The organism is Streptomyces sp. McG3, from assembly GCF_018619185.1.
GTDB lineage: Bacteria > Actinomycetota > Actinomycetes > Streptomycetales > Streptomycetaceae > Streptomyces.
Map to the genome: position 1 here is coordinate 1 of NZ_JAAXYC010000097.1, position 25,943 is coordinate 25,943.

The following is a 25,943-nucleotide window of genomic DNA, read 5'->3' on the forward strand; positions in this document are numbered from 1 at the left end:
GGACCGGACCCCGCCCGCAGCACCGGACCCCCCGGAACGCAAGGAGAACACTCTCCAGATGACGACCACCGCCGTCACCCACATCGCCAGCCTGGTCACCAATGACCCCTCCCTCGGCAACGGGACCCCCTTGGGCCTGATCCAGGACGCGGCCGTCGTCATCGACGGCGACCGCATCGTCTGGACCGGTGAATCCAGCAAAGCACCCGCCACTGACAACGTCCTCGACGCGGCCGGCCGCGCGGTGATCCCGGGCTTCGTCGACTCCCACTCCCATCTGGTCTTCGCGGGCGACCGCACCCAGGAGTTCAACGCCCGCATGTCCGGGCAGCCCTACCGCGCCGGCGGCATCCGCACCACCGTCGCCGCCACCCGGGCCGCCTCCGACGAGGAGCTCTCCGCCAACGTCGCCCGCTACCTCGCCGAGGCCCTGCGCCAGGGCACCACCACCTTCGAGACCAAGTCCGGCTACGGCCTCACCGTCGAGGACGAGGCCCGCGCCCTGCGGATCGCGGCCCGCCACACCGACGAGGTCACCTACCTCGGCGCCCACATCGTCTCCCCCGACTACGCCGACGACCCCGCCGGATACGTCGACCTGGTCACCGGCCCGATGCTGGAGGCCTGCGCCCCGCACGCCCGCTGGATCGACGTGTTCTGCGAGCAGGGCGCCTTCGACGGCGACCAGGCCCGCGCCATCCTCACGGCGGGCCGCGCCAAGGGGCTGCACCCCCGTATCCACGCCAACCAGCTGACGTACGGCCCCGGCGTCCAGCTCGCCGTAGAGCTCGACGCGGCGTCGGCCGACCACTGCACCCACCTCACCGACGCGGACGTCGACGCGCTCGGCCAGGGCGACACGGTGGCCACGCTGCTCCCGGGCGCGGAGTTCTCCACCCGCGCCACCTGGCCCGACGCCCGCCGCCTCCTCGACGCGGGGGCCACCGTCGCGCTCTCCACGGACTGCAACCCCGGCTCGTCGTTCACCTCGTCCATGCCGTTCTGTGTGGCGCTGGCCGTGCGCGACATGGGGATGACCCCGGACGAGGCGATCTGGTCCGCCACCGCCGGCGGGGCCGCCGCCCTGCGGCGCCCCGACATCGGCCGGATCACCCCCGGCGCCCGCGCCGACCTGGTGCTCCTCGACGCCCCGAGCCACGTCCACCTCGCCTACCGCCCGGGCGTCCCGCTGGTCAGCGCGGTCTGGCGGAGTGGACAGCGGGTGGTGTAGCCCGGGGCGCACCGGCCTGCCCCTCGCACGCGGAAGGACCCGCTCCCGGTATCCTGGGCGGGTCCTTCCGCGGTGCTGCCCGAACGGCCCGTGGAGCCCCATGGGGGACGGTGGGCGGTGTCGGGTCACTCCTCCAGGGTCAGACCCTTGCGGAGCTTGGTCAGCGTCCTGGAGAGCAGCCGGGACACGTGCATCTGCGAGATGTCGAGCTCCTCGCCGATCTCCGACTGCGTCATGTTGCTGACGAAGCGGAGCGAGAGGATCATCCGGTCCCTGGAGGGCAGCGCGGCGATCAGCGGCTTCAGTGACTCGACGTACTCGATGCCTTCGAGACCGTGGTCCTCGTAGCCGATGCGGTCCGCGAGGGCGCCCTCGCTGTCGTCCTCCTCGGGCTTGGCGTCCAGCGAGCTCGCGGTGTACGCGTTGCTCGCGGACATGCCCTCGACGACCTCCTCCGGGCTGATCCCGAGGCGCTCGGACAGCTCCGCCACGGTGGGCGCGCGGTCCAGCTGCTGGGAGAGCTCGTCGCCGGCCTTCGCCAGGTCGAGCCGCAGCTCCTGGAGCCGGCGCGGTACGCGCACGGACCAGCTGGTGTCACGGAAGAAGCGCTTGATCTCGCCGACGATCGTCGGCATCGCGAACGTGGGGAACTCCACGCCGCGGCTGAGCTCGAACCGGTCGATCGCCTTGATCAGGCCGATGGTGCCGACCTGGACGATGTCCTCCATCGGCTCGCTGCGGGAGCGGAACCGGGAGGCGGCGAACTTGACGAGCGCGAGGTTGAGCTCGACGAGGGTGTTGCGGACGTAGCTGTACTCGTGGGTGCCCTCTTCGAGGGACTCCAGCCGCTCGAAGAGCGTCTTCGACAGGGCCCTGGCGTCCAGAGCGCCCACTTCGGCGTAGGGGGGGATCTCGGGAAGTCCTTCGAGTCCCTCGCCGGCCGCGCCGGAGAAGTCTGAGGTCGTGCTGGTGGCGCTGGTGGCGCTGGTGGCGCTGGTGGTGCTGGTGCGCGGGCCGGGAACGGCGCTCGCGGCGGGGGAGTCGGAATTGGTCGGTCCCTGAGGACATGCCGACGGCGCGTTGTGGGTACGCGCTTCGTCGAGCCGGGGTGACATGGGGTCTCCTCCATCGTTCTCGGCATATGGCTGCCGATGCCCATACGTGTTCCTGCGGTGAAGCGGCGCCTCCAAAGCCGGTCGTGTTTCTGGTGTCCCTCTACCCATACCCGGTCCTGGCCAGCAGTGACAAGCGCCAATTACCGCTATATGTCCGGTTTGTTGAGGTCTCCGACTACCGCGTGGCGAACGGAACGCGTACTGTTTTAGGCGTCGGCGGCAGCTACGCATACAGCCGCACAGGCAGTGACGCGCACAGTGACGAACGGCGAAGAGGGACAGGCATGGACCGCGGGACGGTCGGCAGTGCTAACCGGGGTCGACTTCAGGTCGAGGCCCGGACCGAGGGGCGCAGCGAGGTCGTGACGCCGGTGGGTGAGCTCGATCACCACACCGCCGATCTGCTGCGCGAGCCCCTGGAGCGTGCGGTCGAGCAGGGGCGGTCACGCCTGGTGGTCGACTGCTCCCGCCTGGATTTCTGCGATTCGACCGGGCTGAACGTCCTGCTCGGCGCCCGCCTCAAGGCGGAGGCGGTCGGCGGAGGGGTTCATCTGGCCGGAATGCTGCCCGTCGTGGCGAGGGTGTTCGAGATCACCGGCGCGGAGGCGGTCTTCACCGTCCACGCCACGCTCGAAGAGGCCCTGGCCAGCTGACCCGGCATGAGCGTGCGACCGCGGACGCCCCCGATGTCGGCCGTGTCACGCGATCGTGTGCCTCAAGTGGGTGTTGTTGCGACACGGCAGGGCAGGAGACACCCCGGCGGCGCCTCGCAAGGGCTCCGGCACACTCGGTAACTGATCACTATCTGTTGAACGGCGACATGGCGACATGGCGAATCGGTGAGGTGAAGCGCTGATGAGCACCACCCGGCAGCATCCGCCGGGCGACCTCGGTCGCGAGCCGGACGGAGCGGGCGCAGCCCCGACCGTCCCGGCCGAGCGGCAGTGGCGCACGCTCTCACTCGGGCAGGCCAGCGGCATTGTTCCGATGGCCCGTGACTTCGCCCGGCAGGCGTTGCACGACTGGGGCTGGCTCCCGGCGGCCACCGCGGACCGCAGGGCGGCCGCCGAGGACGTTCTGCTGGTCGTCTCCGAGCTGGTGACGAACGCCTGTCTGCACGCGGAGGGCCCCGAAGAGCTCCGGATCGGCCACACGCCCAAGGTGCTGCGGGTGGAGGTCGTCGACCGGGGAGCCGGTCAGCCCGCCCCCCGTACGCCGCACCGCGCCGGCCGGCCCGGTGGGCACGGCATGTTCATCGTCCAGCGCCTCTGCCTCGACTGGGGCGTCCTGCGCACTCCGGACGCCCCCGGCAAGACCGTCTGGGCGGAGCTCGCCGCTCCCGCCTAGCCGCACCCCTCACCCGTACACCTCAGAGGTAGGCCTCGGCCCACCTCTCACCCGCACCGACAAGAGCGCGCCGGATCGGCGCGCTCTTTGTCTTCCCTCCATCAGGCCCCGGGCGTACCTTGAGCGCCAAATCTGATGTGCCGTCAGTAATGTGCGCCCGTACGGGTCGTGGCGCGCGGCGGCGTCCGGCATGAGGGGAACACGAGGTGTCGAACCAGAAGCGGACAACTCTCGCGCTGGCGGCTGCGCTGGCGGGCTCGATCGTGGTCGCGGGCGCGCCCGCCGCGCACGCCGCGGTCGTGGACGTCAACTACCAGTGCGTGACGCCCATCGGGCCCAAAGGGGCGGTCTCGCCCATCGATATCAAGGGCGTGAAGAGCGGCGACGGCTACAAGCTCACCATGTCCTTCCAGAAGGGCGTCTCGTCCAGCCCGGTCGAGCTGGGCAAAGGGGCCATGAACCCGAGCGCCGTGATCGAACTGGGCGGCGCGGAGCAGGGGAAGATCCCGGTCACCGGCCCGGCGAACAGCGAGGCGATTCCGGCCAACACCCCGATCAAGATCAGCGACCTGTCGGGGACGTACACCCCGAAGAAGAGCGGCAAGGTCACCTTCACCGCCGGGGTCCTCACCATCAAGGCGCTCGGTACGACCACCACCTGCACGCCGAAGAACAGCCCCGGCCCCTCCCTCGAACTCGACGTCCAGGGGGCGGGCGGTTCGTCGGGCGGCGGCTCCGCCGACGGCGGTTCTACGGGCGGCGCGTCCACCGGCGGTTCGACCGGCGGCGCTTCGGGCGGCGGTGAGCTGCCCCGCACCGGCCCGCTGGACTCGGCGGCGGCGCTCGGCACGCTCGGCGGCACCGTGCTGCTGAGCGGGGCGGCCGGAGTGCTCTGGCTGACCCGGCGAGGACAGCGCTCCGCGGGCTGAGACCGGCACGGCCCAGCGCAGCATCGCCGCCGGAAGGCAGAGGAGCCGCCCATGTCGCCACCCACCCCGCGCCTCCGCCGGGCGCTGCTCGTCCTCACGGCGGTGCTCGCCACGCCGCTGTGCGCGCTCACGCCGCTCCCGGCCGCCGCGCACGCCCCCGCCGAGACCGCCGCTCAGGCCGCCGCGGACGGCCCGGTGGGCTGGACGGCCAGGCCGGCCGGGCCGGGCGCCGGGCGGGACGCCAGGCCGTACGTCTATCTGGAGGGCACCCCCGGCACGGCCCTCCAGGACCGGCTCGCGGTGACCAACTCGGGCCGGGCCCCGCTGACCGTACGGCTACGGGGCGACGGCCGGGCCGGGGCCTGGATCGGGTTCGCCGCGGACACCGTCACCGTCCCGGCCCGGACCCGCGCCGAGGTGCCGCTCGCCCTCACGGTGCCGCCCGACGCGGTGCCCGGCGACGCTTCCGGGGAGGTCGTGGCCGACGACGGGGACGACGAGATCCGGGTACCGGTCCGGGTCCGGATCGGCGGTCCGACGCTGGCGGCGCTCACCGTCGAGGACGTCGAGATATCCGGCGGGACCATCCGGTACGCCCTGGTCAACCGGGGTAACGCGATGCTGGAGCCCCGGCTCGCGGTACGCGCCGACGGGGTGTTCGGCACACTGCTGGACCGCCCGGAACGGCCCCTGCCGCTGGAGCTGGCCCCCGGCCGACGGGTGGAGCGGACCGAACCCTGGCCCGACGCCCCGGCATTGGACGCGGTCACCGTAACGCTGCGGGTCACCGCCCCGGGGGGCGCCCGGGACGAGGCCGAGGCCTCGGCGACGTACGTCCCGGCGGGCCCGGCCGTCGGCGCCGGGCTGCTGGTCCTCGGCGGCCTGGCCCTGCTCGGCTCCGCCGCGTACCGGCGGCGACGCGTCAGGCGGGGCGACCCGGATCCGCCGGGCGCGGAATCGGCCGACGACGGGCAACCGACCACAGAGACGAGGCCCTTGGTGAAGGCGGGACCCCTGGTGAAGGCGGGAGCGGAATCGTGACGCGGCAGCCCGGCCTCCGAGCCTCCCGGCGCTCCGCGTCGGCCGTCCTCCTGCTCCTGGCGGCCGCCGCCCTCCTGGCCGTCCTGCCCGCCCTGTCGGTCCTGTCGGCACCGGGCGCGCGGGCGGCCGACGGCGATCCCACCGTCAGCCTGTCCAAGAAGGAGGCGGGCAAGGGCGGAGAGATCACCGTCAGCGGCAGTGGCTGGCGCGCGGAGGCGTTGCTGATGCTGCTGATCTGCGGTCAGTCCACGCCGGAGCGGGGCGTGGTCGGCGGCACCAACGCCTGTGCCAACGCCGACGGCCGCGCCGTCACGACCGACAAGAAGGGCGCTTTCAGCAAGAAGCTGCCGGTCACCGAACCGCCGAAGCCGTGTCCCTGCGTGGTGCACGTAGCCACGGTGACCGGCGAGCAGGCGCTGGCCGACGCGGTGTTCAGGGTGGCGGGCCACCCCACCAAGGATCTGCCGAAGCAGACCGGGGGCGGAAAGCTCGCGGTGCTGGCCACCACCCGTCTGGAGGGCGACAGCTCCCTGCTCACCTGGTTCGGGGCCCCGCCGGCCCGCCGGCTCGTCTTCACCGTGGGCAATCTCGGGTCCGCGCCCGTCACGGACCCCGTCTTCGAGATCGGCACCGCGCACGGCGTCTACGCGCCGCAGTGGGAGGAACGCCAGTGGCGCGGCACGGTCGCCCCCGGCGCCAAGGCGCAGATCAAGCTGCCGGTCGAACTGTCGGCGGGCGCGCACGGCGACTACCAGGTGTCCCTGCGGTACGGGCAGAAGGTGCTGGCCGAACAGCCGTGGGGGGTCGGCCGCCCCTGGGGCGTCACGCTCTTCTGGGTCCTGCTCTGCATGGTCGTCCCGGCGGCCGTCTTCCGTATCGGCATGGCGGTCGTCGACAAGGTCCGGCCGCGTCCCGCCGGCTCGCACCGTACGCGTACGCCGGCCACCCGACGGAGGCCGAAGCGGCGCGGGCGCACGGGCGCCGGCCAGGACGCGACCACGGCCCCGGGCGCGACCACTGAAGCGACCACGAACGCCGCCACGACCACAGACGCGACCACGGCCGTGCTGCCGTGGTTCACCCCGGATTCCGCACCGTCAGAGAACCGACCCCGACCCACGACGAAGGGACAAGCGTGAGCACGCAACGGAGGATGAGCGCGGCCGGAGTCGCGCTGATGCTCGGCGGCGCGGGCATCTTGATGGCCGCGAGTCCGGCCCAGGCCGCCGAGGTCAGTTACGCGACGGAGTGCGTTCCGCCGCCGATCTCGGGACTGCCCGCGGTGCAGGGCACCACGAAGGTGGAGCTGTCCGCTCCGGCCGAGGCGAAGGTGGGCGACGAGATCGAGGTCGTCTGGAAGACGGTCGCGGCCGCGTCCAAGAACCCGGACGTGCTGGACCTGGGAGCGGACACGGTCAAGCCGACCGGAACCGTCACCCTGGGCGGTTCGGCGAGCGGCGAACTGAAGCTGGAGGGCCCCCGGCAGAACCCGCCCATTCCCAAGAACAGCCCCATGGTGCTGCCCGACATGAAGGGCACGCTCAAGCTGGAGACCGCGGGGGAGATCACCCTGACGCCGGGCGCGTACAACATCAACGTGTCCAAGCCGATCTCCACGGACACCAAGTGCGCGCCGAAGGAAGAGGTGGAGGCGGGCGCCACGATCAAGGTCACCGAGGGCGGCGGCTCCACCACGGGCGGCACGACATCCGGCGGTTCGGACAGCGGCGGCACGGACGCCGGAGGCACCTCCTCCGGCGGCGCCGACACCGGAGGAACCACGTCCGGCGGCACGGATTCCGGCGGTACGACGGCGGGCGGCTCGGACGGCGGCGCCGACACCGGGGGCGCCTCGTCCGGCGGCAGCACCGGCGGCGGGGGCGGGGAGACCGACTTCCCCGGCAAGGAGGTGTCCGTCGCCTACGCGTGCAAGACCCCGATCGGGGACAAGAACGCCACCTCGCCGGTCAGGATCAGCGCCAAGAAGAGCGGCGGCGACTACGACCTGACGGTGAAGTTCAGCAAGTCCGTGATGGACAGCCCGATCGACATCCCGGCGGGCCAGGTGAAGCCGTCCATGGACGTCAAGCTCGGCGGGGCGGACAAGGGCACGGTCAAGGTCGAGGGGCCGGTGAACAAGGAGGTCATCAAGACCGGCGCCCCGATCGAGATCCCCGACCTCACCGGTACGTACAAGCCCGGCGCGAGTGGCAAGTCCACGCTCAGTCCCGGCGTCCTGACGGTGATGGCCGCCGGTACGACGACCACCTGCACCCCGCCCGCGGGCGTGGCCGTCTCCCTGGAGCTGGACACCTCCGCCCAGCCGGGCGGCGCGTCCGGAGGCAGCGGGAGCGGCGGCGCGGCCGACTCCGGCGGAGCCGCGGCGTCCGGCGGCGGCACGGACTCCGGCGGTGGCCTGGCCGCCACCGGGGCCGAGGACGACGGTGCGCTGAGGGCGCTCGGCCTGGTCGCCGGCACGGCGATCCTGCTGGGCGGCGCGGTGTTCACGTTCACCCCGTGGCGGAGGCTGCGCGGCACCCGCTGAGCCGGGTCCACGAGCGGGGGCTCCGCCCGGAGAACGCTTCTCCGGGCGGAGCCCCCGTCATGCTCAGAACTTGCTCAAATCACCCGGCGTGCCTTGCTCATGCAAGATCGACAAGGCTAGGTTCCCTGTGCGCCTCTTCGCAGCAGCGAAGGGCATCGTCTGGGTGCGGCGCTGTCCGGCGGGCTTGACCACCTGCTGGTGCCGCACGGGTTGAGAAAAGGAACGACATGAACGTGACCTGGGGGAAGAAGGCTGCGACGGGCGTGCTCGCCGGCCTCCTGATGACGTCCGGACTGACGCTGGCCACCGCCGCGCCCGCTGCGGCGGCCGGTGCGAAGTACACCTGCAAGGCGACGCCCAGCCTCTCGCTGGGGCGCCCGGTGTCGACCTCCGCCTGCAAGAAGTCCGCCAAGGGCAAGAGCGTCAAGAAGCACCGTGCCGTGCTCGTCTGCGATGTGGTGCGGGGCCGCGGAGCCGAGCACACCATCCCGTGGACGGTGAAGGGCGACTGGAAGAAGCCCGGCAGCAAGTCCTCGGTGAAGTGCGGCTTCAGCAGCTTCCTGCGGAGCGTCAAGGTCGAGACCAAGTAGCCGCCGCGACCGTCTGAGCCGCCGGTCCGAGCCGAACGGCCTGAACCGAACTGCCTGCACCGAACTGCCTGCACCGAACTGCCTGCACCGAACGACAGCGGGTCCGCACGAGATGATCGTGCGGACCCGCTGTCGTGTCCCGCGCGGGACCGGGGCAGCTACTTGACGTTGCCCATGAGAGCGCGGATCTTGCGTCCCGCCACTATGAAGGCGATGCCCGCCGCGACGGCCACGACCGCCTGCAACGTGTAGTACGCGGCGTCGCCCAGCGGGGCGTTGAGCTTCGTGGTCCAGCCGTTGAGGGCGTTGCCCGTCGACGTGGCCAGGAACCACAGGCCCATGATCTGGCCCATGAACATCTTCGGCGCCAGCTTCGTGGACAGCGACAGGCCGACCGGGGAGAGGCACATCTCGCCCATGGTCTGCGCCAGGTAGACGGCGAGCAGCCAGAAGACCGTGACCTTGCCGGTCTCGCTGTTCGCGGCGGCCGCGCCCGCCAGCCCCATGATGCCGAAGGAGCCGCCGATGAGGAGCATCGCCAGCGCGAACTTCATCGGCGTGCTGGGTTCACGGTTGCGCGTGGCCAGCTTGACCCAGATCGTGGCGAAGATCGGGGCCAGGATGATGACCAGTGCGGGGTTGACCGACTGCAGCCAGGAGGCCGGGAACTCCCAGCCGCCGATGAAGCGGTCCGTCTTGTTGTCGGCGAAGATCGTCAGCAGCGATCCGGACTGGTCGTAGATCATCCAGAAGAGCACGGCCGTGATGAAGAACCACACGTACGCCTTGATCTTCGGCCGGTCCTCCTGGGTGAGCGCCGGGTCCCGGAAGATCGTGATGAAGTAGACGACCGGCACGACGACGCCCAGCACGGCCAGGACGTTGACGATGTGCTCGATGTCGTACGTGCCCAGCGCCAGGTCGATCAACAGCGCGGCGACCGCGACACCGGACCACAGGCCCACCTTGCGCAGCATCTGCCGCCGCTCCTCGGGGGAGGCGGGCTTCGCGGGCAGCTTGCCGATGTCGCCGAGGTGCTTGGAGCCCAGCACGTACTGGATGACCGCGAAGGTCATACCCACACCGGCGACACCGAAGCCGAGGTGCCAGTTGACGTTCTCGCCGAGGTAGCCGACCAGCAGCGGAGCGGCGAAGCCACCGATGTTGATCGCCATGTAGAAGAGCGTGAAGCCGGCGTCACGGCGGGCGCTGGACTGGTTCTCGTAGAGCGCGCCCACCATCGCCGAGATGTTCGGCTTCAGCAGACCCGTACCGACCGCGATCAGCGCGAGGCCGAAGAAGAACGTGATGTCGCTCGGCAGCGCGAGCGCGAAGTGACCGAGGGCGATGACGATCCCGCCGACCAGAACGGCCTTGCGGGCGCCCCAGAGGCGGTCGGCGACCCAGCCGCCGGGCATCGCGGCCATGTAGACGACGGCGTTGTACACACCGTAGATGGAGGCGGCGAGCGCCTCCCGGCCCTCAAGGGGGCCGTCGAGCACAGCGGCCACCAAGTACAGGGTGAGGATGGCGCGCATCCCGTAGAAGGAGAAGCGTTCCCACATCTCCGTCATGAACAGGGTGGCCATACCGCGGGGGTGGCCGAAGAAGGTCTTCTCGCCGGAACTCGGCGAGTCCTTCGTCAGGCTGGACGCCATGGTCGATCCTTGCTGGTCGGGACGCGACGCCTCGTGAGCTGTACGCGCCCGGTGGGGGGCAGCCGGCACCGGCGCGGCGTACCCCGGCCCCACGCCTTGAGGGGACGTGCTCCGCGCGGCCGGGCTCCTGACGGAGATACGGCGGCGGAGCGGGGAAGAACCGCGTCGGGATCCACGCCCGGCGCGCGTCCTCGCGCTCCGGGCCCGGCTCACAGGTCATTCACTCAGGAGCCGGCGGGAACCGGCCCCGCACACAAAAGAGACCCTTGGCGCTCATGGCTGCCCAAAGGTCCTTGAGTGGTGCAACAGGCGTTGGGACACCATACGACACGACACAGCAGGATATGAAAGGACTTGAGACATGGATCACAGGTCCTGATGGAACCACACTCCCATATTCAAAGGTCCCCGTCCGCTTTGTGGCGCTGACCCGCAGGTGACGTCGCGTACCTCACTTCGGACCCCCCGTCCGGACTACCATCAGTCCATGACCCGTGTACTGCTCGCCGAGGACGACGCATCCATCTCGGAGCCACTGGCCCGCGCACTGCGTCGGGAGGGCTACGAGGTCGAGGTACGCCAGGACGGCCCGACCGCGCTCGACGCCGGACTCCAGGGCGGCATCGACCTGGTCGTCCTCGACCTGGGGCTGCCCGGGATGGACGGTCTCGAAGTCGCCCGCAGGCTCCGGGCCGGCGGCCACGCCATCCCGATCCTGGTCCTGACGGCCCGCGCCGACGAGGTCGACACGGTGGTCGGCCTGGACGCGGGGGCCGACGACTACGTCACCAAGCCGTTCCGGCTCGCCGAGCTGCTCGCCCGGGTCCGCGCCCTGCTGCGCCGCGGGGCCTCCGAGCCCGTGCCGCAGCCCGCCACCCACGGGGTCAGGATCGACGTCGAGTCGCACCGGGCCTGGATGGGTGAGGAGGAACTCCAGCTCACCGCAAAGGAGTTCGACCTCCTGCGGGTCCTGGTCCGGGACGCGGGCCGGGTCGTCACCCGCGACCAGCTGATGCGCGAGGTCTGGGACACCACCTGGTGGTCCTCCACCAAGACCCTCGACATGCACATCTCCTGGCTGCGCAAGAAGCTCGGCGACGACGCCGCCAATCCGCGCTACATCGCCACCGTCCGGGGCGTCGGCTTCCGGTTCGAGAAGAGCTGACGTACGAAGCACCCATGCATCCTGAAGACCGCTCCGGACACCACCCCGACGCGGGTGGCCACGTGCGTCCCGACGACCTGAAGAGGCGGGTATGCGCCGCCGGCTGATCAACTCCACGCTCGCCGTGGTGCTCGTCGTCATCGCCGTCTTCGGCGTCTCGCTGGTGATCGTCGAGACGCGCACCATCAGCGCCAGCGCCCAGGAGAGCGTCGAGTCCGAGGCGCTCCGGCTGATCAGCGTGGTCGACAGCCGGCTGCTGGGTGCGGAGCGGATCAACCCCGGGGTGCTGGCCGAGCAGATCGACCCCAAGCGGTACGCGCTGGTCGAGATCCCCGGCCGCGAGCCCATCGCCGTCGGCGAGCGCCCCGTCGGCAGCGTCCTGCGCGCCGTCGAGACCGGCGAGCAGGGCGAGACCGTCACCGTCGAGGAGTCCCGCTCGGCCGTCACCCGTGAGGTCGGACGCACGCTCCTGATCATCGGTGCGGTGGCGCTGCTGGCGATCGTCTCGGCCGTGCTGCTCGCCGTACGCCAGGCGAACCGGCTGGCCTCCCCGCTCACCGACCTCGCCGAGACCGCGGAGCGCCTCGGCTCCGGGGACCCCCGCCCGCGCCACAAGCGGTACGGGGTGCCCGAGCTGGACCGGGTCGCCGACGTCCTGGACTCCTCGGCCGAGCGGATCGCCCGGATGCTGACCGCCGAACGCCGACTGGCCGCGGACGCCTCGCATCAGCTGCGGACGCCGCTGACCGCCCTCTCCATGCGGATCGAGGAGATCTCCGTCACCGACGACCCCGACACGGTGAAGGAGGAGGCGAACATCGCCCTCACCCAGGTCGAGCGCCTCACCGACGTCGTCGAACGGCTCCTGACGAACTCCCGCGACCCGCGCACCGGCTCCGCCGTCGTCTTCGACCTCGACGAGATCGTCAAACAGCAGATCGAGGAGTGGCGCCCCGCCTACCGCAGCGCCGGCCGCGCACTGGTCTGCTCCGGCAAGCACGGGCTGCAGGCCGTCGGCACCCCGGGCGCGGTCGCCCAGGTCCTGGCGGCGCTGATCGAGAACTCCCTCATGCACGGCGGCGGCACCGTCGCCCTGCGCACCCGGGTGACCGGCAACCAGGCGGTCATCGAGGTCACCGACGAGGGCCCCGGCGTCCCCGCCGAACTGGGCGCGCGGATCTTCGAGCGGACCATCAGCGGCCGCAACTCCACCGGCATCGGGCTGGCCGTCGCCCGCGACCTCTCGGAGGCGGACGGCGGCCGGCTGGAGCTGCTCCAGCAGCACCCGGCGGTCTTCGCGCTCTTCCTCAGCCGGGTCCCGGTCGACCGCAAGGCCCCTGAGCGCCCGGTGCGCTGAACAACGACGGACGCGGCGGACCGGTTCCCGTACGGGTGCGGCGGAGGGAGTCCCGTACGGGTACCGCGGGTCAGTTCCGGGGGATCAGTCCCGTACGGGTACCGGGGGTCAGTTCCGTACGGGGTCGGGCGCTACCCGCTCCTCCGCCGTCGGCCCGCGCTGCTCCAGAAACCGTTCCGCGCTCAGCACGGCCTCCTTGGCGGGCAGGGTCTTGAAGACCCAGGTGCGGTAGGACCAGAAGCGGAACAGGGTGGCGACCCCGATGCCGACGATCTTGAAGACATTGCTCTGGACCGGGGTGTTCCAGCCGAAGCCGTACGTCGCCAGGTACAGCACGCCCGTCTCGATCACCGCGCCCGCCGCGCTGAACAGCAAGAAGAGGGCCAGCTCACGGGTCCGGCCGGTCTTGTCGCGGTCCCGGTAGGTCCAGTAGCGGAAGCCCACGTAGTTGAAGAGGATCGCGACGAACGTCGCCACCACGCTCGCCCGGACCACCTGGAGGTCCGTCGTGTGCCGCAGCAGGTTGAAGACCGCGATGTTGACCAGCAGGCCGAAAGCGCCGACCGCGCCGAACTTGGCGACCTCCCGGGCCAGCAGCTCAAGCCGGGTCCGCAGTGCGCCCCGTTCGCTCATGGTGATCGCTGGCCCCGTCCGTCGGAAGGCGTCTGGAAGACGTGTCGACGCAAGCACGTCAACTCCGCCATGCTAACCAGCCCACCCGTGTGACGCCCGTGAGTCCGCAGGGGCCGTGGCCGCACGGCATCCGTACGGCCGTCCGGGAAGCACCGGCGTGGCGGATATCCTGAAGACGTGACGTTCCCGGTAGTCGGCATGGTCGGCGGCGGTCAGCTCGCCCGCATGACCCACGAGGCGGGTATCCCCCTCGGCCTGAAATTCAAGCTGCTCAGTGACACTCCCCAGGACTCGGCGGCCCAGGTGGTGAGCGAGGTCGTCATCGGCGACTATCGCGACCTGGACACGCTGCGCGCCTTCGCGCGCGGCTGCGACGTGATCACCTTCGATCACGAGCACGTGCCGACCGAGCATCTGCGGGCCCTGGAGGCGGACGGCATCCCCGTGCGCCCCGGCCCCGATGCCCTGGTGCACGCCCAGGACAAGGGGGTGATGCGCGCGAAGCTCCTGGAGCTCGGCGCACCCTGCCCCCGCCACCGCGTCGTGAGCGACCCGGCCGACGCCGCCGCGTTCGCCGAGGAGGTCGGGGGCTTCCCCGTCATCCTCAAGACCGTGCGCGGCGGCTACGACGGCAAGGGCGTGTGGGTGGTCCGCTCCGCAGCGGACGCGGCCGATCCGTTCCGCGCCGGGGTCCCGGTCCTCGCGGAGGAGAAGGTCGACTTCGTACGGGAGCTGGCGGCGAACATCGTCCGCTCGCCGCACGGCCAGGCCGTCGCCTACCCGGTCGTCGAGTCCATCCAGGTGGACGGCGTCTGCGACACGGTGATCGCCCCCGCCCCCGGGCTGGACGAGGCACTGGCCGGCGAGGCCCAGCAGCTCGCGCTGCGCATCGCCGCCGAGCTGGGCGTCGTCGGACACCTCGCGGTCGAGCTGTTCGAGACGCGTGGACCCGACGGGAAGCCCGGCATCCTGGTCAACGAGCTGGCGATGCGCCCCCACAACTCGGGCCACTGGACCATGGACGGCGCGATCACCTCCCAGTTCGCCAACCACGTGCGGGCGGTCCTCGACCTCCCCCTCGGCGACCCGCGCCCGCGCGCCCCCTGGACGGTCATGTGCAACGTCCTGGGCGGCGACTACCCGGACATGTACCGGGCCTATCTGCACTGCATGGCCCGCGACCCGCAGCTCAAGATCCACATGTACGGCAAGGACGTGAAGCCCGGCCGCAAGGTCGGACACGTCAACACCTACGGCGATGACCTGGCGGACGTGCGGGAGCGCGCCCGGCACGCGGCCGACTACCTGCGAGGAACGATCACCGAATGACTTCCCCCGGCACCGGATCCCCCGCCGCTCCTCTCGTCGGCATCGTCATGGGCTCGGACTCCGACTGGCCCGTCATGGAGGCCGCCGCCAAGGCGCTCGACGAGTTCGAGATCCCCTACGAGGTCGACGTCGTCTCCGCCCACCGCATGCCGCACGAGATGATCGCGTACGGCGAGCGGGCCGCGGGCCGCGGCCTGAAGGCGATCGTCGCGGGCGCCGGCGGGGCCGCCCACCTGCCCGGCATGCTGGCCTCGGTCACCCCGCTGCCGGTCATCGGCGTTCCGGTGCCGCTGAAGTACCTGGACGGCATGGACAGCCTGCTCTCCATCGTCCAGATGCCCGCCGGGGTCCCCGTCGCCACCGTCTCCGTCGGCGGCGCGCGCAACGCGGGCCTGCTGGCCGCACGGATCCTCGCCGCCTCCGACCCCGCGCTCCAGGAGCGGATGCGGGAGTTCCAGCAGGAGCTGAACGACCAGGCCACCGAGAAGGGCAAACGTCTGCGCGCCAAGGTCCAGGGCGCGGACTCCTTCGGCTTCGGAAAGTAGGGGGCGGCACATGAACGACGCCTACCTGGCGCGGGCCCGCGAGCTCCTCGCCGTCCACCCCGTCGTCGACGGCCACAACGACCTCCCCTGGGCCCTGCGCGAACAGGTCGGCTACGACCTCGACGCCCGGGACATCGCCGCCGACCAGCGCGGCCTGCTCCACACCGACCTGAACCGGCTGCGGGCCGGCGGGGTCGGCGGCCAGTTCTGGTCGGTGTACGTCCGCACCGACCTGACCGGCGACGCGGCCGTCAGCGCCACCCTGGAACAGATCGACGTCGTCGGCGAGCTGATCGCCCGCTATCCGACGCACCTGCGCCGCGCGCTCACCGCCGACGACCTGGAGAAGGCCCGCGCCGAGGGCCGGATCGCCTCCCTGATGGGCGCCGAGGGCGGCCACTCCATCAACAACTCGCTGGGCACCCTGCGCGCCCTGTACGACCTGGGCGTCCGCTACATGACGCTCACCCACAACGACAACATCGACTGGGCCGACAGCGCGACGGACCTGCCGCGCCTCGGCGGCCTCTCCGCCTTCGGCCACGAGGTCGTCCGCGAGATGAACCGTGTCGGCATGCTGGTCGACCTCAGCCACGTCGCGGACGGCGTCATGCGCGACGCGCTCGCCACCAGCACCGCGCCGGTGATCTTCTCGCACTCCTCGGCCCGCGCCGTCTGCGACCACCCGCGCAACATCCCCGACGACGTGCTCGCGGCCCTCCCGGCCAACGGCGGCGTCGCGATGGTGACCTTCGTCCCGAAGTTCGTGCTGCCCGAGGCCGTCGCCTGGACCCTTGCCGCCGACCGCAACATGCGCGAGCACGGCCTGCACCACCTCGACACCACCCCGACCGCGATGCGCATCCACGAGGACTTCGAGGCGGCCAACCCGCGCCCCGAGGCCACCGTCTCGACCATCGCGGACCACCTCGACCACATGCGCGCGGTCGCGGGCGTCGACCACATCGGCATCGGCGGCGACTACGACGGCACGGCGTTCACCCCGCGCGGCCTGGACGACGTCTCCGGCTACCCGAATCTCATCGCCGAACTGCTGCGGCGCGGCTGGTCCGAGGGCGACCTCGCCAAGCTGACCTGGCAGAACTCCGTACGGGTGCTGCGCGACGCGGAAGCGGTCGCCCGCGGCGAGCAGAGCGGGCGGGGGCCGTCCCACGCGACGATCACGGAGCTGGACGGCCCGCTCGGCTGACGCCGGGAGGTCTCGGCGCCCAGCGCCGCGAACGGTCCTCCACGGATCGGGGGCGAGCGCCCCGAAGCGCTCGCCCTCAAGGCGGCGCGCTTCCGGGGCGACGCCCCGAGCGGTGTTCCCCTAGGCCTTCGGACGGCCCATCGCCCGGTATGTCCACCCGGCCTCGCGCCACACCGAGCTGTCCAGGGCGTTGCGGCCGTCCAGGATGATCCGGCGGGCGGCCACCTCGCCCAGCTCCGCCGGGTCCAGCTCCCGGAACTCGCGCCACTCCGTCAGGTGCAGCACCACGTCCGCGCCGCGCACCGCCTCCAGTGCGGAGTCCGCGTAGCCGAGCGTCGGGAACAGCCGCCGGGCGTTGTCCATCCCCTTCGGGTCGAACACGGTCACCTGGCCGCCCTGGAGGTGGATCTGCCCGGCGACGTTGAGCGCGGGGGAGTCGCGTACGTCGTCGGAGTCGGGCTTGAACGCGGCGCCCAGCACCGCCACCCGCTTGCCGAGGAACGAGTCGCCGCCCACCGCCTCCCGGGCCAGCTCCACCATGTGGCCGCGGCGGCGCATGTTGATGGAGTCGACCTCGCGGAGGAAGGTGAGCGCCTGGTCCGCGCCCAGCTCGCCGGCGCGCGCCATGAAGGCGCGGATGTCCTTGGGCAGGCAGCCGCCGCCGAAGCCGATCCCGGCCCGCAGGAACTTCTTCCCGATGCGGTCGTCGTGCCCGATGGCCTCCGCGAGCTTCACGACGTCCCCGTCGGCGGCCTCGCACACCTCGGCCATCGCGTTGATGAAGGAGATCTTGGTAGCCAGGAAGGAGTTGGCGGAGGTCTTCACCAGCTCGGCGGTCGGGAAGTCGGTCACGACGAACGGCGAGCCCTCGGCGACCGGACCGGCGTACACCTCGCGCAGCAGCTTCTCGGCGGTCTCGCTCGTGACGCCGACGACGATCCGGTCCGGATGCAGCGTGTCCTTCACGGCGAAGCCCTCGCGGAGGAACTCCGGGTTCCAGGCCAGCTCGGCGGCGGCCCCCACCGGAGCCAGCTCCGCGAGCCGGTCGGCGAGCCGGGCGGCGGAGCCCACCGGGACGGTCGACTTGCCGACGACCAGGGCGGGCCGGGTCAGGTGCGGGGCCAGCGAGTCGAAGGCGCTGTCGACGTAACTCATGTCGCACGCGTACTCGCCGTGCTTCTGCGGGGTGTTCACACAGACGAAGTGGACGTCGCCGAACTCCCCGACCTCCTCCCAGGAGGTGGTGAAGCGCAGCCGCCCGGTAGAGCCCTCGATACCGGCGACGTGCCGCTGGAGCATCTCCTCCAGACCCGGCTCGTACATCGGCACGCGGCCGGTGGAGAGCAGCTCGATCTTCTCCGGTACGACATCGAGCCCCAGGACCTCGAAGCCCAGCTCGGCCATGGCCGCGGCATGGGTGGCGCCGAGATAGCCGGTGCCGATCACAGTGATCATGAGGGCCATGGAGTGCTCCTGGGAGATGCGGACGGACGTGCGGACCGAGCATAGTCGGGGAGCGGAAGGCCGGAATTCACCGCTCAATCCGTCCGCTCCGTCGGATATGTCCCACCCCTGTCGGGAAGCTCACGTGCTCGGCACGTATGCCGTCGGGCGGTCGGCGGACTAAAATTGGGTTACTTAACGGTAGTTAGCATCTGGGGAGTGAGCGTCTTGGCGGGTTCGACCGATTTCGACCTGTACCGTCCGGCCGAGGAGCACGACATGCTCCGCGAGACCATCCGCGCGCTCGCCGAGACGAAGATCGCCCCCTTCGCCGCCGCGGTCGACGAGGAGAGCCGCTTCCCGCAGGAGGCGCTGGACGCCCTGGTCGCCTCGGACCTGCACGCCGTCCACGTCCCGGAGGAGTACGGCGGCGCCGGCGCCGACGCGCTCGCCACGGTCATCGTGATCGAGGAGGTGGCCCGCGCCTGCGCCTCCTCCTCCCTGATCCCGGCCGTGAACAAACTCGGCTCGCTCCCGGTGATCCTCTCCGGTTCCGAGGAGCTGAAGCGCAAGTACCTGGGCCCGCTCGCCAAGGGCGACGCGATGTTCTCGTACGCCCTCTCCGAGCCGGACGCCGGCTCCGACGCGGCGGGCATGAAGACGAAGGCCGTGCGCGACGGCGACTTCTGGGTCCTCAACGGCGTGAAGCGCTGGATCACCAACGCGGGCGTCTCCGAGTACTACACGGTCATGGCCGTCACCGACCCCACCAAGCGCTCCAAGGGCATCTCCGCGTTCGTCGTCGAGAAGTCCGACGAGGGCGTCTCCTTCGGCGCCCCGGAGAAGAAGCTCGGCATCAAGGGCTCGCCGACCCGCGAGGTCTACTTCGACAACGTGCGCATCCCCGCCGACCGCATGATCGGCGAGGAGGGCACCGGCTTCGCCACCGCGATGAAGACCCTGGACCACACCCGCATCACCATCGCGGCCCAGGCCCTCGGCATCGCCCAGGGCGCACTGGACTACGCCAAGGGGTACGTCCAGGAGCGCAAGCAGTTCGGCAAGCCGATCGCGGACTTCCAGGGCATCCAGTTCATGCTCGCCGACATGGCGATGAAGCTGGAGGCGGCCCGTCAGCTCACCTACTCGGCCGCCGCCAAGTCCCAGCGCGTCGACGGCGACCTCACGTTCTTCGGCGCCGCGGCCAAGTGCTTCGCCTCCGACGTCGCCATGGAGGTCACCACGGACGCCGTCCAGCTGCTCGGCGGCTACGGCTACACGCGGGACTACCCGGTCGAGCGCATGATGCGCGACGCCAAGATCACCCAGATCTACGAGGGCACGAACCAGGTGCAGCGGATCGTCATGGCGAGGAACCTGCCGTAGCAGGGTTTTCACAGGTCAGGGCCTTCTCGGGTGATCGGGGAACCGGCTGTCGGCTTCCGGTCCGTTCGGGTTCGCTGCGCGTCATGCTGGGACGTGCCGGTGCAGCGGCCTGCAAGCTCCGGTTTCCGGTTCCAACCCGTTCCGCGCGCTGCTCTGACACCACCAGCAAAATAAGCAAGCCCCGGCCAATCGGCCGGGGCTTCTTTTGCGGCGTGGCGGACCCTACCGCGGCGTCACGGCCGCCATCTCTCCCCGTACGGCTGTTCCGTCCGGCCAGCTCCATCCGGCGACGAGGCGGCCCGACGCTGACTGCTCGGCCTCCGTCGCCCGCAGGACGCGGTTGATCCGGACGTCGGCCCCCTGGTCGGCACCGGCCCCGTGCACGATGACGGTCGGGTCGGGGGTGTCGCTCACGTTCTGCTGCTGCGGCTTCGCCTCGCCGCGCAGAAGGGCGTGCAACCGTGCCAGGACCACCGGGTCGTGGGCACCGTCGTAGATCCACCGGGTGCCGAGCACCCCGTGCTCGGAGGTGCCGATCAGTGCCTCGTCGGGGACCCCCTCCAGTGCCGCGCCGCGGTAGCCCAGCGGCACCAGATACGCCACCGGCTCCTGCCCGGCCGCGTCCGCCACGACCATGAACTCGATCCCGACCTCCCCTTCCGGGTCGTCCAGACGGAACCCGCCGGCCTTGACCAGGTCCGGCGTCTCCCCGGACCCCGCGTACCAGCTCTGCTTCGGCAGCCAGCGGGAGAGCAGCTCCAGCTTGGTGGGCGTCATGGTGGTGCGGTGGATGGATGCCATGCGGGCTCCCTGATGCGTGGGTCCGGGCCCGTCCTCACGACGGGTGTGTCCGAACCGAACCTATAGAGAACGGCCGAGCCTGGCCCAGGAGTTCGGCCGCGCCTAGGGTGGAGCGATGATCATCTGGCTGAACGGAACCTTCGGCGCGGGCAAGACCACCACCGCGAAGGAGGTGACCTCGCTTCTCCCGGAGTCCCGGCTGTTCGACACCGAGAAGGTCGGCGAGATGCTCTGGCACGTGCTCGGAGTGCCGGAGAAGGACTTCCAGGACTTCCCGCCCTGGCGGGGCCTGGTGGTGGAGACGGCACGGCAGGTGCTCGACCACGTGGGCGGAACGCTGGTGGTCACGCAGACGGTTCTGGTCGAGTCGTACTGGCAGGAGATCCATGACGGTCTGACGCGGGCCGGCATCCCCGTGCACCACGTCCTGCTGCACACGGACCGGGACACGCTCGTCGAACGTATCGAGACCGACAGCAAGCCCGAGAGCGCCGGTGCCCGGCAGTGGCGCCTGGACCATCTGTCCGACTACGAACGGGCCCTGCCGTGGCTCCGTCGGGAGGCCCGGGTGGTCGACACGACGGGTGTCGTGCCCGCCGAGGTGGCGGAGACCGTCCTGCGAGGGGCGCGCACCGGCCTGTAGGGGTACGGGTACGGCACCGGTTGCCCGTTCCCGTACGTCAGCGGACGACCTCGAAGACGTTCTTCTGGATGCCGTTGGCGTACGCCTCGTGTTCGACCAGCTTCAGCTTCTGGGCGTCCTTGTCCGTGGCGCTGAACAGGCGCTTGCCGGCGCCGAGCAGGAGCGGGAAGACGAGCAGGTGGTAGCGGTCGATCAGGTCGGCGTCCGCGAGGTTCCGGTTCAGCTCGGTGCTGCCGTGGACGATGATCGGGCCGCCCTCGGTCTCCTTCAGGGCGGCGACCTCGTCGAGCGACCGCAGGATCGTGGTCTCGCCCCAGTCGGACACCAGGTCGCCCTCGGACAGCTCGGTGGAGACGACGTACTTCGGCATCGCCTTGTACCCCGTGAACTCCTCCATGCCCGGCCACACCGGGCTGAACGCCTCGTAGCTCGACCGGCCCAGCAGCAGGGCCGTGGCCTCGTCCTGCTCCCGGCTCTTGAGCTCGTACGCCTCCGGCAGGAACTCCACGTCCTTGAACGTCCACCCCGAGTTCCGGTAGCCGGGCTCGCCGCCCGGGGCCTCCATGACGCCGTCGAGCGAAATGAAGGCGGTGCTGATCAGGGTGCGCATCAGGTCTCCTGGCTGTGTCGCGGCGGGCTCCGGCCGGTGCCCGGCGTCGCCTCTCAGTCTTACGGAAGTACAGACCGCGCACCCCGCGAGAACTCATCGGTCCCGGACCACGCACCGTCCCCGACCACGCCCCGGCCCGGCCGGTAGCCTCCCTCCCCATGACCGAACTCGACAGGCTGACCGCCCTCTTCAGCGCCCTGGGCGCGGATGACGACGCCCGCGACTGGGCCGAGTCCGAGGCCGAGGAGGGGCTGCCGCAGCTCGCCCGCTACCGCCTTCTGCGGACGGTGTGGCAGGACGTCGACGCCTGGGGCACGGCGGCCCCGCGGTGGGTCGACGCCTACCGCACCGACGGAGCGGCCGCCGACGCCGTCGAACGGGCCCTCGCGGCCGGGCTCACCCCCGGGGACCTCGGCGCGCTGGCCCGCGAGGTCGCCAGGGAGACCGCGTTCGGGGTGCTGTACGCCCTGGCGGACCCGGCGGACGGGTCGCTCCCGGCCGAGGTCGAGGCGCAGTTGCCGGGCTGGCGGCTGGCGGAGCTGACCCCGGCCGGCGCACCGACCGGCCGCCATCTCGACGCCCTCCACGAGGACTTCGCCGAACTCGAACCGAAGGGAGCCGTGCCATGACCGCCTCCCCGGTGCCACGGGACACCGGCACGGCGGCTGCTTCCCCGGTGCCACGGGACATCGGCACGGCGGCTGCCTCCCCGGTGCCACGGTGGAGGGGCTGTTGGCGCTGTCGTATGCCGCGTTGCCGGCGCGCGGGAGAGCGTAGGAGGGGGGCCGCGGGGCGCTTCGGCGAAACGGGGTGGGGCCACAGAGCAATGGGCCGACCACCGGTTCACTTGCCGACGATGCTCCACGTGCCGTCGTCGGTTGCGGCGGTGTCATGGAGGGCGGCCCACGCGGTGTCGTCGAGCTTGAGGGCGTCGTACAGGTAGGCGGAGATCGCGTCGGCGACGAGGGCGACGCGGGCGGGGTCCTCGTCGGTGGTCTCGGCGGCCATCTCGCCGGCGAGACCGCCCAGGGTGTGCTCGCCGTCGGCGATGGTGAGGAGGCTCTTCGGGGACGGGCTGAGGTGGTAGGCGTCGGTGAACCACTCCGGTCCCCGGGTGGAGAGCTGGGACCGGTCCCTGCCGCCCGCGACGACCAGGGTCGGGGTGGTCATGGTGGAGTAGTCCGGCCTCATGAACGGAAGGTGTTCGGCCGCGAACGGGGTGAGGGTGTCGCCGGTTCCGGTCGCGGCGATCAGCGCGCCGGCCGAGACGGCGGGGTGGGAGAAGTCCTCTCCGGGAACCCCGTCGGCGTCCAGCACGCACGCGCCGAGGATCGCGCCGGCGGTCTGGGCGCCCCAGGAGTGGCCGACGACCGCGAGGCGCTCGTGGTCGACGCGGGCTTCCAGGCCGCCGGCCCGGGCGAGGATGTCGCCGAGGCCGTCGAGGACCGCGTGGAGGTCGGCGATCCGGACGCGCCAGACGGTGGCGAAGCGCGGGTCGTCCCACCCGATGCCGTTGCGGCGGGAGTCCAGGTGGGTGGGCTGTACGACGACGAACCCGGCGGCCGCCCACCGGTCGACGAGGGGTTCGTACCCGTCCAGGGACCATGCGTTGCCGTGGGAGAACACGATGACGGGAAGGTCGTGGCCCGACAGGGGGGCGGTGACCTTCACCTGGAGGGCGACGCTGCGGCCGGGCGCGGGAACGGTGATGGGCTTGACCGCGACGATCCGCTGGTCGCGGTCCGGGCCGAGGTCGCGGGCCAGGTCCAGGCCGAGGTCGAGGTGGCTGGAAGGCATGGGGGACCTGCGCTTTCTCCCTGGGGACGCTCTGCCATACTTTGGCGGAGCAGCGTTCCGCCAATTTAGCGGAACATCGTTCCGCGAGTAAAGGGAGAGCCTTGTGCCGGAGCCTGTCGGAGTACGCCAAGCGCAGGCGCAGCGCACCCGCGACGGCGTGCTGGCGGCCGCGTCGGCGGTCTTCGTGGAGCTGGGCGTCCAAGCCCCCATCCGCGACATCGCCGAACGCGCCGGTGTCGGCGTCGGCACGATCTACCGGAACTTCCCGACGCGGGCCGACCTCGTCACGGCCGTCTACCGGCACCAGATCGACACCTGCGCCGCACTCGCGCCCCGGCTCCTGGAGGAATCGGCTTCCCCGTTCACCGCCCTGACCCGCTGGGCGGACGCGTTCGTCGAGTTCCTGGTGACGAAGCACGGCCTCGGCGCCGCCCTGGGATCCGGTGATCCGGGGCTGGAGAACCTCCACGCCCTCATGCTCGACACCCTGGTCCCGGCCTGCGCGACGCTGCTCGACGCCTGCGTCGCCGCCGACGAGGTCGGCCCGGACATCACCGCGTACACGCTCATGCGTGCCATCGGGAACCTCTGCATCACCGGCCCCGACTACGGCCGGGCGGACGCCGCGCGCATGGTCGCGGCCCTCCTCGCCGGATGCCGTCGCCGGCCGTAGCGGCAGGACCCGGCCGCGCGCCCGGGGTGTGACGGCCGGAACGCGTCACTGTTTCTTCTTCGCCGGATGGTTCACCTGGTGTAAGGGGCGCGCCGGAGTCACCTGCCGCAGATGGACGAGTACGTCGAACCACTCGCGCGGGGAGCCGCCCGTCATGTGGTGATCGGTGTCGCGTCGAGGGTCGTGGCGTGGTCCGATGAGCCGGGACTCGGCGGTCCGGGTGAGCCAGTCGGCGACCTCACGAGGAGCCTCCGCGCGGAGGTCCAGCAGGTAGTCGCCCGTGGCCTCGTCGTCCAGCACGGACTCCATCAACGGTGGTACGGGGCCGGGCACCCGGAAGGCCGGGGCTGCGGTGTAGGTGGCCAGTTCACCCGCGCCGAAGGTGAGGCCGATCGACAGATACCGGGTGCCGAGGTGTTCGCGCAGGTGGCTTCCCGCGTTACGGGACGGAGAGGCCGGGTCCGGCGGAAAGCTGACGACCCTGGTGCGCGCGTCTGCGGTGTGGGAGCTGGAGGACCAGAACAGCGTCCTGTGGCCGGTGTGCCGTTGCCACCACAGGACGTTCTCGGCGAAGAAGCGCTCGTAGCAGGCCATGTTGTGCGGGTCCAGCGGATCGTCGTCGTGGTCGTGGAGCTCGTAGTACTGGACGATCAGCCGCGCGTTGTGGAGTGCCCACGCATATCCGTCATGGATCGGCGCTCCCGCCACCAGGTCGTGCGCCGCCTGTGCGCGGTCGCGCCAGGACCGCCTGTCGGGCAGCGCCCGGAATCGGCTTGTGTGCGCGGACACGTCACCCGCCGGGCGGAGGCCCTCGTAGTACCGCTCCAGTTCGTCCATCAGCCCGGGTTCGGTCCCGCGTACGTAGTCGGCCACCGTGTCGTACGTCGACGGCCCCGTCTCATGAGGGCTGACCCCGATCAAGCGGACCGGATCACCCGGCTGCGTCTCGTTGAAGGCGCGCATCCACCGGAGGAGGGCGAGGATCTCCTCGGTGCGGCAGAACGGCTCGGCCGCCTCCAGCAGTGCCACGGGGTCCCCGGCGCCGGTGCGGATGTGGGTGTCGAGCCGGGCGACGAGCGTCCAGTCCTGGTCGAGGGCGACTGTCCGGAAGCCCGCCTCGCCGACCAGCAGACGGGCCATGCGCGTCTGGAGGGCGGCGACCTGGTGTGCGCCGCGCGTCCCGGCGCCGTAGCCGACCACGACCGTCCGCTCGGGGACCATACCGAGCAGCGGCCGTAGGTCGTCCAGTGGCTCCGACGCGTCCACGGTGGTCAGGGAGTGCGCCGTCTCCCTGATCCAGTTCCGGACCGCCGCGTGCTGTTCCGTCGAGATCGTCATGGCGCCACCTTCGAGCCTCAACTCCGGTTGAGGTCAAGACCGTCCGCAGGTCGCTACGCACCGCTACGCCTAGGCCGCCTCCCCGTACTGGGCCCGGCAGTCGCGGCAGTGGCCCGGGGCCGGGGAGCGGAAGGCGCGGTCACAGCCCTCGCAGGTCTGGAAGGGGGTGACGGGCGTCCGGGAGACCGGGGCCAGTTCCTGGGCCCCGGGGAGCGGTGGTGGCAGGAGCGCGGTGAGGCGGTGTCTGACGATCTTCGCCGGGTACTTGGGCGGCTGCGGGAGCTCGGTCGTCAGAGCATGGCGGATGGCGTCGGGGTGCGCGCCGCGCTCCAGCCAGGCAGCAGCGCCGGGCACCAGCTCCTCGACGTCGCCCTCGGAGAGCACCAGCTCCGGCGCGTGGCGCCGAAGGTCGGCGAGGAGAGCGGAGGCGGCCCGGTGCAGTTCCGGGCTCGGCTCGCGGGGCTGGGGGAGCGGCCGTCGCGGGGACGTGGGCGCGATGCGCGACGGCACGCGGACCGGCGCGTGAGCTTCCTCCGGTACGGGGGTGGGTTCGGGTG

Annotated in this window: 25 protein-coding genes and 1 pseudogene; 17 read left to right on the forward strand and 9 right to left on the reverse strand. The window is 71.3% G+C overall.

Annotation, left to right across the window (positions count from 1 at the left end; all coding sequences use genetic code 11):
* Nucleotides 1-58: 58 nt before the first annotated feature.
* Nucleotides 59-1,231, forward strand: a complete 1,173-nt coding sequence (gene hutI, locus HET64_RS17695; RefSeq protein WP_215106734.1) for an imidazolonepropionase — start codon at nucleotides 59-61, stop codon at nucleotides 1,229-1,231.
* 125 nt (nucleotides 1,232-1,356) lie between these two features.
* Here the strand turns inward: hutI and HET64_RS17700 are convergent, their stop codons facing one another.
* Nucleotides 1,357-2,346 (reverse strand): RNA polymerase sigma factor SigF, encoded by a 990-nt coding sequence (locus tag HET64_RS17700; RefSeq protein WP_215106693.1) that lies wholly within the window; start codon nucleotides 2,344-2,346, stop codon nucleotides 1,357-1,359.
* Nucleotides 2,347-2,630: 284 nt separating this feature from the next.
* Here HET64_RS17700 and HET64_RS17705 point away from each other — a divergent pair, with 284 nt between their 5' ends.
* The 7 genes from HET64_RS17705 (at nucleotide 2,631) to HET64_RS17735 (ending at nucleotide 8,798) form a co-directional block, all read left to right on the forward strand.
* The gene (locus tag HET64_RS17705) at nucleotides 2,631-2,999 is read left to right on the forward strand and encodes an STAS domain-containing protein (RefSeq protein ID WP_215106695.1); all 369 of its coding nucleotides are present in this window, start codon (nucleotides 2,631-2,633) and stop codon (nucleotides 2,997-2,999) included.
* A 202-nt stretch (nucleotides 3,000-3,201) separates the two neighbouring features.
* Nucleotides 3,202-3,693: an ATP-binding protein gene (locus tag HET64_RS17710; RefSeq protein WP_215106697.1), complete on the forward strand. Its 492-nt coding sequence runs from the start codon at nucleotides 3,202-3,204 to the stop codon at nucleotides 3,691-3,693.
* Between the two features lie 206 nt (nucleotides 3,694-3,899).
* Complete coding sequence (locus HET64_RS17715) at nucleotides 3,900-4,622, forward strand: peptidase (RefSeq protein WP_215106699.1); 723 nt, start codon at nucleotides 3,900-3,902, stop codon at nucleotides 4,620-4,622.
* Nucleotides 4,623-4,673: 51 nt separating this feature from the next.
* A complete protein-coding gene (locus HET64_RS17720; protein ID WP_215106701.1) occupies nucleotides 4,674-5,663 on the forward strand; it encodes a hypothetical protein in 990 nt (329 codons plus the stop codon).
* On the forward strand, nucleotides 5,660-6,802 hold the full coding sequence (locus HET64_RS17725) for a hypothetical protein (protein WP_215106703.1): 1,143 nt from the start codon (nucleotides 5,660-5,662) through the stop codon (nucleotides 6,800-6,802). The genes HET64_RS17720 and HET64_RS17725 overlap by 4 nt, the downstream gene beginning before the upstream one ends.
* Before the next feature lie 14 nt (nucleotides 6,803-6,816).
* Nucleotides 6,817-8,208, forward strand: a complete 1,392-nt coding sequence (locus HET64_RS17730) for a hypothetical protein (protein WP_215106736.1) — start codon at nucleotides 6,817-6,819, stop codon at nucleotides 8,206-8,208.
* A 227-nt stretch (nucleotides 8,209-8,435) separates the two neighbouring features.
* Nucleotides 8,436-8,798, forward strand: a complete 363-nt coding sequence (locus HET64_RS17735) for a hypothetical protein (protein ID WP_215106705.1) — start codon at nucleotides 8,436-8,438, stop codon at nucleotides 8,796-8,798.
* 158 nt (nucleotides 8,799-8,956) lie between these two features.
* Here HET64_RS17735 and HET64_RS17740 read toward each other — a convergent pair whose 3' ends face one another.
* On the reverse strand, nucleotides 8,957-10,456 hold the full coding sequence (locus tag HET64_RS17740; RefSeq protein WP_215106707.1) for a peptide MFS transporter: 1,500 nt from the start codon (nucleotides 10,454-10,456) through the stop codon (nucleotides 8,957-8,959).
* A gap of 487 nt (nucleotides 10,457-10,943) precedes the next feature.
* Between HET64_RS17740 and HET64_RS17745 the strand changes: the two genes are divergently transcribed.
* Nucleotides 10,944-11,621, forward strand: a complete 678-nt coding sequence (locus tag HET64_RS17745) for a response regulator transcription factor (RefSeq protein ID WP_118899228.1) — start codon at nucleotides 10,944-10,946, stop codon at nucleotides 11,619-11,621.
* Nucleotides 11,622-11,712: 91 nt separating this feature from the next.
* Entirely contained in the window at nucleotides 11,713-12,978 is a 1,266-nt protein-coding gene (locus HET64_RS17750) for an ATP-binding protein (protein ID WP_215106709.1), read from the forward strand.
* Nucleotides 12,979-13,086: 108 nt separating this feature from the next.
* Here HET64_RS17750 and HET64_RS17755 read toward each other — a convergent pair whose 3' ends face one another.
* Nucleotides 13,087-13,611 carry a GtrA family protein gene (locus HET64_RS17755; RefSeq protein ID WP_215106711.1) on the reverse strand — a complete coding sequence of 175 codons (525 nt, stop codon included), beginning with the start codon at nucleotides 13,609-13,611 and terminating at the stop codon, nucleotides 13,087-13,089.
* Between the two features lie 177 nt (nucleotides 13,612-13,788).
* On the opposite strand from HET64_RS17755, the gene HET64_RS17760 reads away from it, so the two are divergent.
* From HET64_RS17760 to HET64_RS17770, 3 genes are read left to right on the forward strand one after another with little or no spacing between them, the layout of a single operon-like run.
* A complete protein-coding gene (locus HET64_RS17760) occupies nucleotides 13,789-14,940 on the forward strand; it encodes a 5-(carboxyamino)imidazole ribonucleotide synthase (RefSeq protein ID WP_215106713.1) in 1,152 nt (383 codons plus the stop codon).
* Nucleotides 14,937-15,485, forward strand: coding sequence for a 5-(carboxyamino)imidazole ribonucleotide mutase (gene purE / locus HET64_RS17765; protein ID WP_215106715.1), 549 nt, complete (start codon nucleotides 14,937-14,939; stop codon nucleotides 15,483-15,485). Before HET64_RS17760 ends, purE begins: the two co-directional genes overlap by 4 nt.
* Before the next feature lie 10 nt (nucleotides 15,486-15,495).
* Entirely contained in the window at nucleotides 15,496-16,695 is a 1,200-nt protein-coding gene (locus tag HET64_RS17770) for a dipeptidase (protein WP_215106716.1), read from the forward strand.
* Between the two features lie 120 nt (nucleotides 16,696-16,815).
* Here HET64_RS17770 and HET64_RS17775 read toward each other — a convergent pair whose 3' ends face one another.
* On the reverse strand, nucleotides 16,816-18,159 hold the full coding sequence (locus tag HET64_RS17775) for a UDP-glucose/GDP-mannose dehydrogenase family protein (protein WP_215106718.1): 1,344 nt from the start codon (nucleotides 18,157-18,159) through the stop codon (nucleotides 16,816-16,818).
* 207 nt (nucleotides 18,160-18,366) lie between these two features.
* Between HET64_RS17775 and HET64_RS17780 the strand changes: the two genes are divergently transcribed.
* On the forward strand, nucleotides 18,367-19,524 hold the full coding sequence (locus HET64_RS17780; protein ID WP_215106737.1) for an acyl-CoA dehydrogenase: 1,158 nt from the start codon (nucleotides 18,367-18,369) through the stop codon (nucleotides 19,522-19,524).
* A gap of 222 nt (nucleotides 19,525-19,746) precedes the next feature.
* Here the strand turns inward: HET64_RS17780 and HET64_RS17785 are convergent, their stop codons facing one another.
* Nucleotides 19,747-20,325 carry a 1,4-alpha-glucan branching protein gene (locus HET64_RS17785; protein ID WP_215106720.1) on the reverse strand — a complete coding sequence of 193 codons (579 nt, stop codon included), beginning with the start codon at nucleotides 20,323-20,325 and terminating at the stop codon, nucleotides 19,747-19,749.
* A 115-nt stretch (nucleotides 20,326-20,440) separates the two neighbouring features.
* Between HET64_RS17785 and HET64_RS17790 the strand changes: the two genes are divergently transcribed.
* Nucleotides 20,441-20,968 carry an AAA family ATPase gene (locus HET64_RS17790; RefSeq protein WP_215106722.1) on the forward strand — a complete coding sequence of 176 codons (528 nt, stop codon included), beginning with the start codon at nucleotides 20,441-20,443 and terminating at the stop codon, nucleotides 20,966-20,968.
* A gap of 37 nt (nucleotides 20,969-21,005) precedes the next feature.
* Here HET64_RS17790 and HET64_RS17795 read toward each other — a convergent pair whose 3' ends face one another.
* On the reverse strand, nucleotides 21,006-21,578 hold the full coding sequence (locus HET64_RS17795; protein WP_215106724.1) for a dihydrofolate reductase family protein: 573 nt from the start codon (nucleotides 21,576-21,578) through the stop codon (nucleotides 21,006-21,008).
* A gap of 158 nt (nucleotides 21,579-21,736) precedes the next feature.
* Between HET64_RS17795 and HET64_RS17800 the strand changes: the two genes are divergently transcribed.
* A complete protein-coding gene (locus HET64_RS17800; protein WP_215106726.1) occupies nucleotides 21,737-22,207 on the forward strand; it encodes a hypothetical protein in 471 nt (156 codons plus the stop codon).
* Between the two features lie 214 nt (nucleotides 22,208-22,421).
* Here HET64_RS17800 and HET64_RS17805 read toward each other — a convergent pair whose 3' ends face one another.
* Nucleotides 22,422-23,375: an alpha/beta hydrolase gene (locus HET64_RS17805; protein ID WP_215106728.1), complete on the reverse strand. Its 954-nt coding sequence runs from the start codon at nucleotides 23,373-23,375 to the stop codon at nucleotides 22,422-22,424.
* 103 nt (nucleotides 23,376-23,478) lie between these two features.
* On the opposite strand from HET64_RS17805, the gene HET64_RS17810 reads away from it, so the two are divergent.
* On the forward strand, nucleotides 23,479-24,048 hold the full coding sequence (locus HET64_RS17810; protein ID WP_215106730.1) for a TetR/AcrR family transcriptional regulator: 570 nt from the start codon (nucleotides 23,479-23,481) through the stop codon (nucleotides 24,046-24,048).
* 45 nt (nucleotides 24,049-24,093) lie between these two features.
* On the opposite strand, the gene HET64_RS17815 is transcribed toward HET64_RS17810, so the two are convergent.
* Entirely contained in the window at nucleotides 24,094-25,386 is a 1,293-nt protein-coding gene (locus tag HET64_RS17815) for an erythromycin esterase family protein (protein WP_251145472.1), read from the reverse strand.
* Nucleotides 25,387-25,455: 69 nt separating this feature from the next.
* Nucleotides 25,456-25,943, reverse strand: a pseudogene (locus tag HET64_RS17820) (hypothetical protein); the annotation flags it as partial.

Excerpts from the sequence above, each read along its gene's own strand:
- HET64_RS17740 (WP_215106707.1), bottom strand. The coding sequence starts at position 10,456 with ATGGCGTCCAGCCTGACGAAGGACTCGCCGAGTTCCGGCGAGAAGACC.
- HET64_RS17750 (WP_215106709.1), top strand. The coding sequence starts at position 11,713 with ATGCGCCGCCGGCTGATCAACTCCACGCTCGCCGTGGTGCTCGTCGTC.
- HET64_RS17730 (WP_215106736.1), top strand. The coding sequence starts at position 6,817 with ATGAGCGCGGCCGGAGTCGCGCTGATGCTCGGCGGCGCGGGCATCTTG.
- hutI (WP_215106734.1), top strand. The coding sequence starts at position 59 with ATGACGACCACCGCCGTCACCCACATCGCCAGCCTGGTCACCAATGAC.
- HET64_RS17800 (WP_215106726.1), top strand. The coding sequence starts at position 21,737 with ATGACCGAACTCGACAGGCTGACCGCCCTCTTCAGCGCCCTGGGCGCG.
- HET64_RS17735 (WP_215106705.1), top strand. The coding sequence starts at position 8,436 with ATGAACGTGACCTGGGGGAAGAAGGCTGCGACGGGCGTGCTCGCCGGC.
- HET64_RS17755 (WP_215106711.1), bottom strand. The coding sequence starts at position 13,611 with ATGAGCGAACGGGGCGCACTGCGGACCCGGCTTGAGCTGCTGGCCCGG.
- HET64_RS17815 (WP_251145472.1), bottom strand. The coding sequence starts at position 25,386 with ATGACGATCTCGACGGAACAGCACGCGGCGGTCCGGAACTGGATCAGG.
- HET64_RS17785 (WP_215106720.1), bottom strand. The coding sequence starts at position 20,325 with ATGGCATCCATCCACCGCACCACCATGACGCCCACCAAGCTGGAGCTG.
- HET64_RS17775 (WP_215106718.1), bottom strand. The coding sequence starts at position 18,159 with ATGGCCCTCATGATCACTGTGATCGGCACCGGCTATCTCGGCGCCACC.
- HET64_RS17770 (WP_215106716.1), top strand. The coding sequence starts at position 15,496 with ATGAACGACGCCTACCTGGCGCGGGCCCGCGAGCTCCTCGCCGTCCAC.
- HET64_RS17745 (WP_118899228.1), top strand. The coding sequence starts at position 10,944 with ATGACCCGTGTACTGCTCGCCGAGGACGACGCATCCATCTCGGAGCCA.
- HET64_RS17720 (WP_215106701.1), top strand. The coding sequence starts at position 4,674 with ATGTCGCCACCCACCCCGCGCCTCCGCCGGGCGCTGCTCGTCCTCACG.
- HET64_RS17700 (WP_215106693.1), bottom strand. The coding sequence starts at position 2,346 with ATGTCACCCCGGCTCGACGAAGCGCGTACCCACAACGCGCCGTCGGCA.
- HET64_RS17710 (WP_215106697.1), top strand. The coding sequence starts at position 3,202 with ATGAGCACCACCCGGCAGCATCCGCCGGGCGACCTCGGTCGCGAGCCG.
- purE (WP_215106715.1), top strand. The coding sequence starts at position 14,937 with ATGACTTCCCCCGGCACCGGATCCCCCGCCGCTCCTCTCGTCGGCATC.
- HET64_RS17705 (WP_215106695.1), top strand. The coding sequence starts at position 2,631 with ATGGACCGCGGGACGGTCGGCAGTGCTAACCGGGGTCGACTTCAGGTC.
- HET64_RS17790 (WP_215106722.1), top strand. The coding sequence starts at position 20,441 with ATGATCATCTGGCTGAACGGAACCTTCGGCGCGGGCAAGACCACCACC.
- HET64_RS17805 (WP_215106728.1), bottom strand. The coding sequence starts at position 23,375 with ATGCCTTCCAGCCACCTCGACCTCGGCCTGGACCTGGCCCGCGACCTC.
- HET64_RS17795 (WP_215106724.1), bottom strand. The coding sequence starts at position 21,578 with ATGCGCACCCTGATCAGCACCGCCTTCATTTCGCTCGACGGCGTCATG.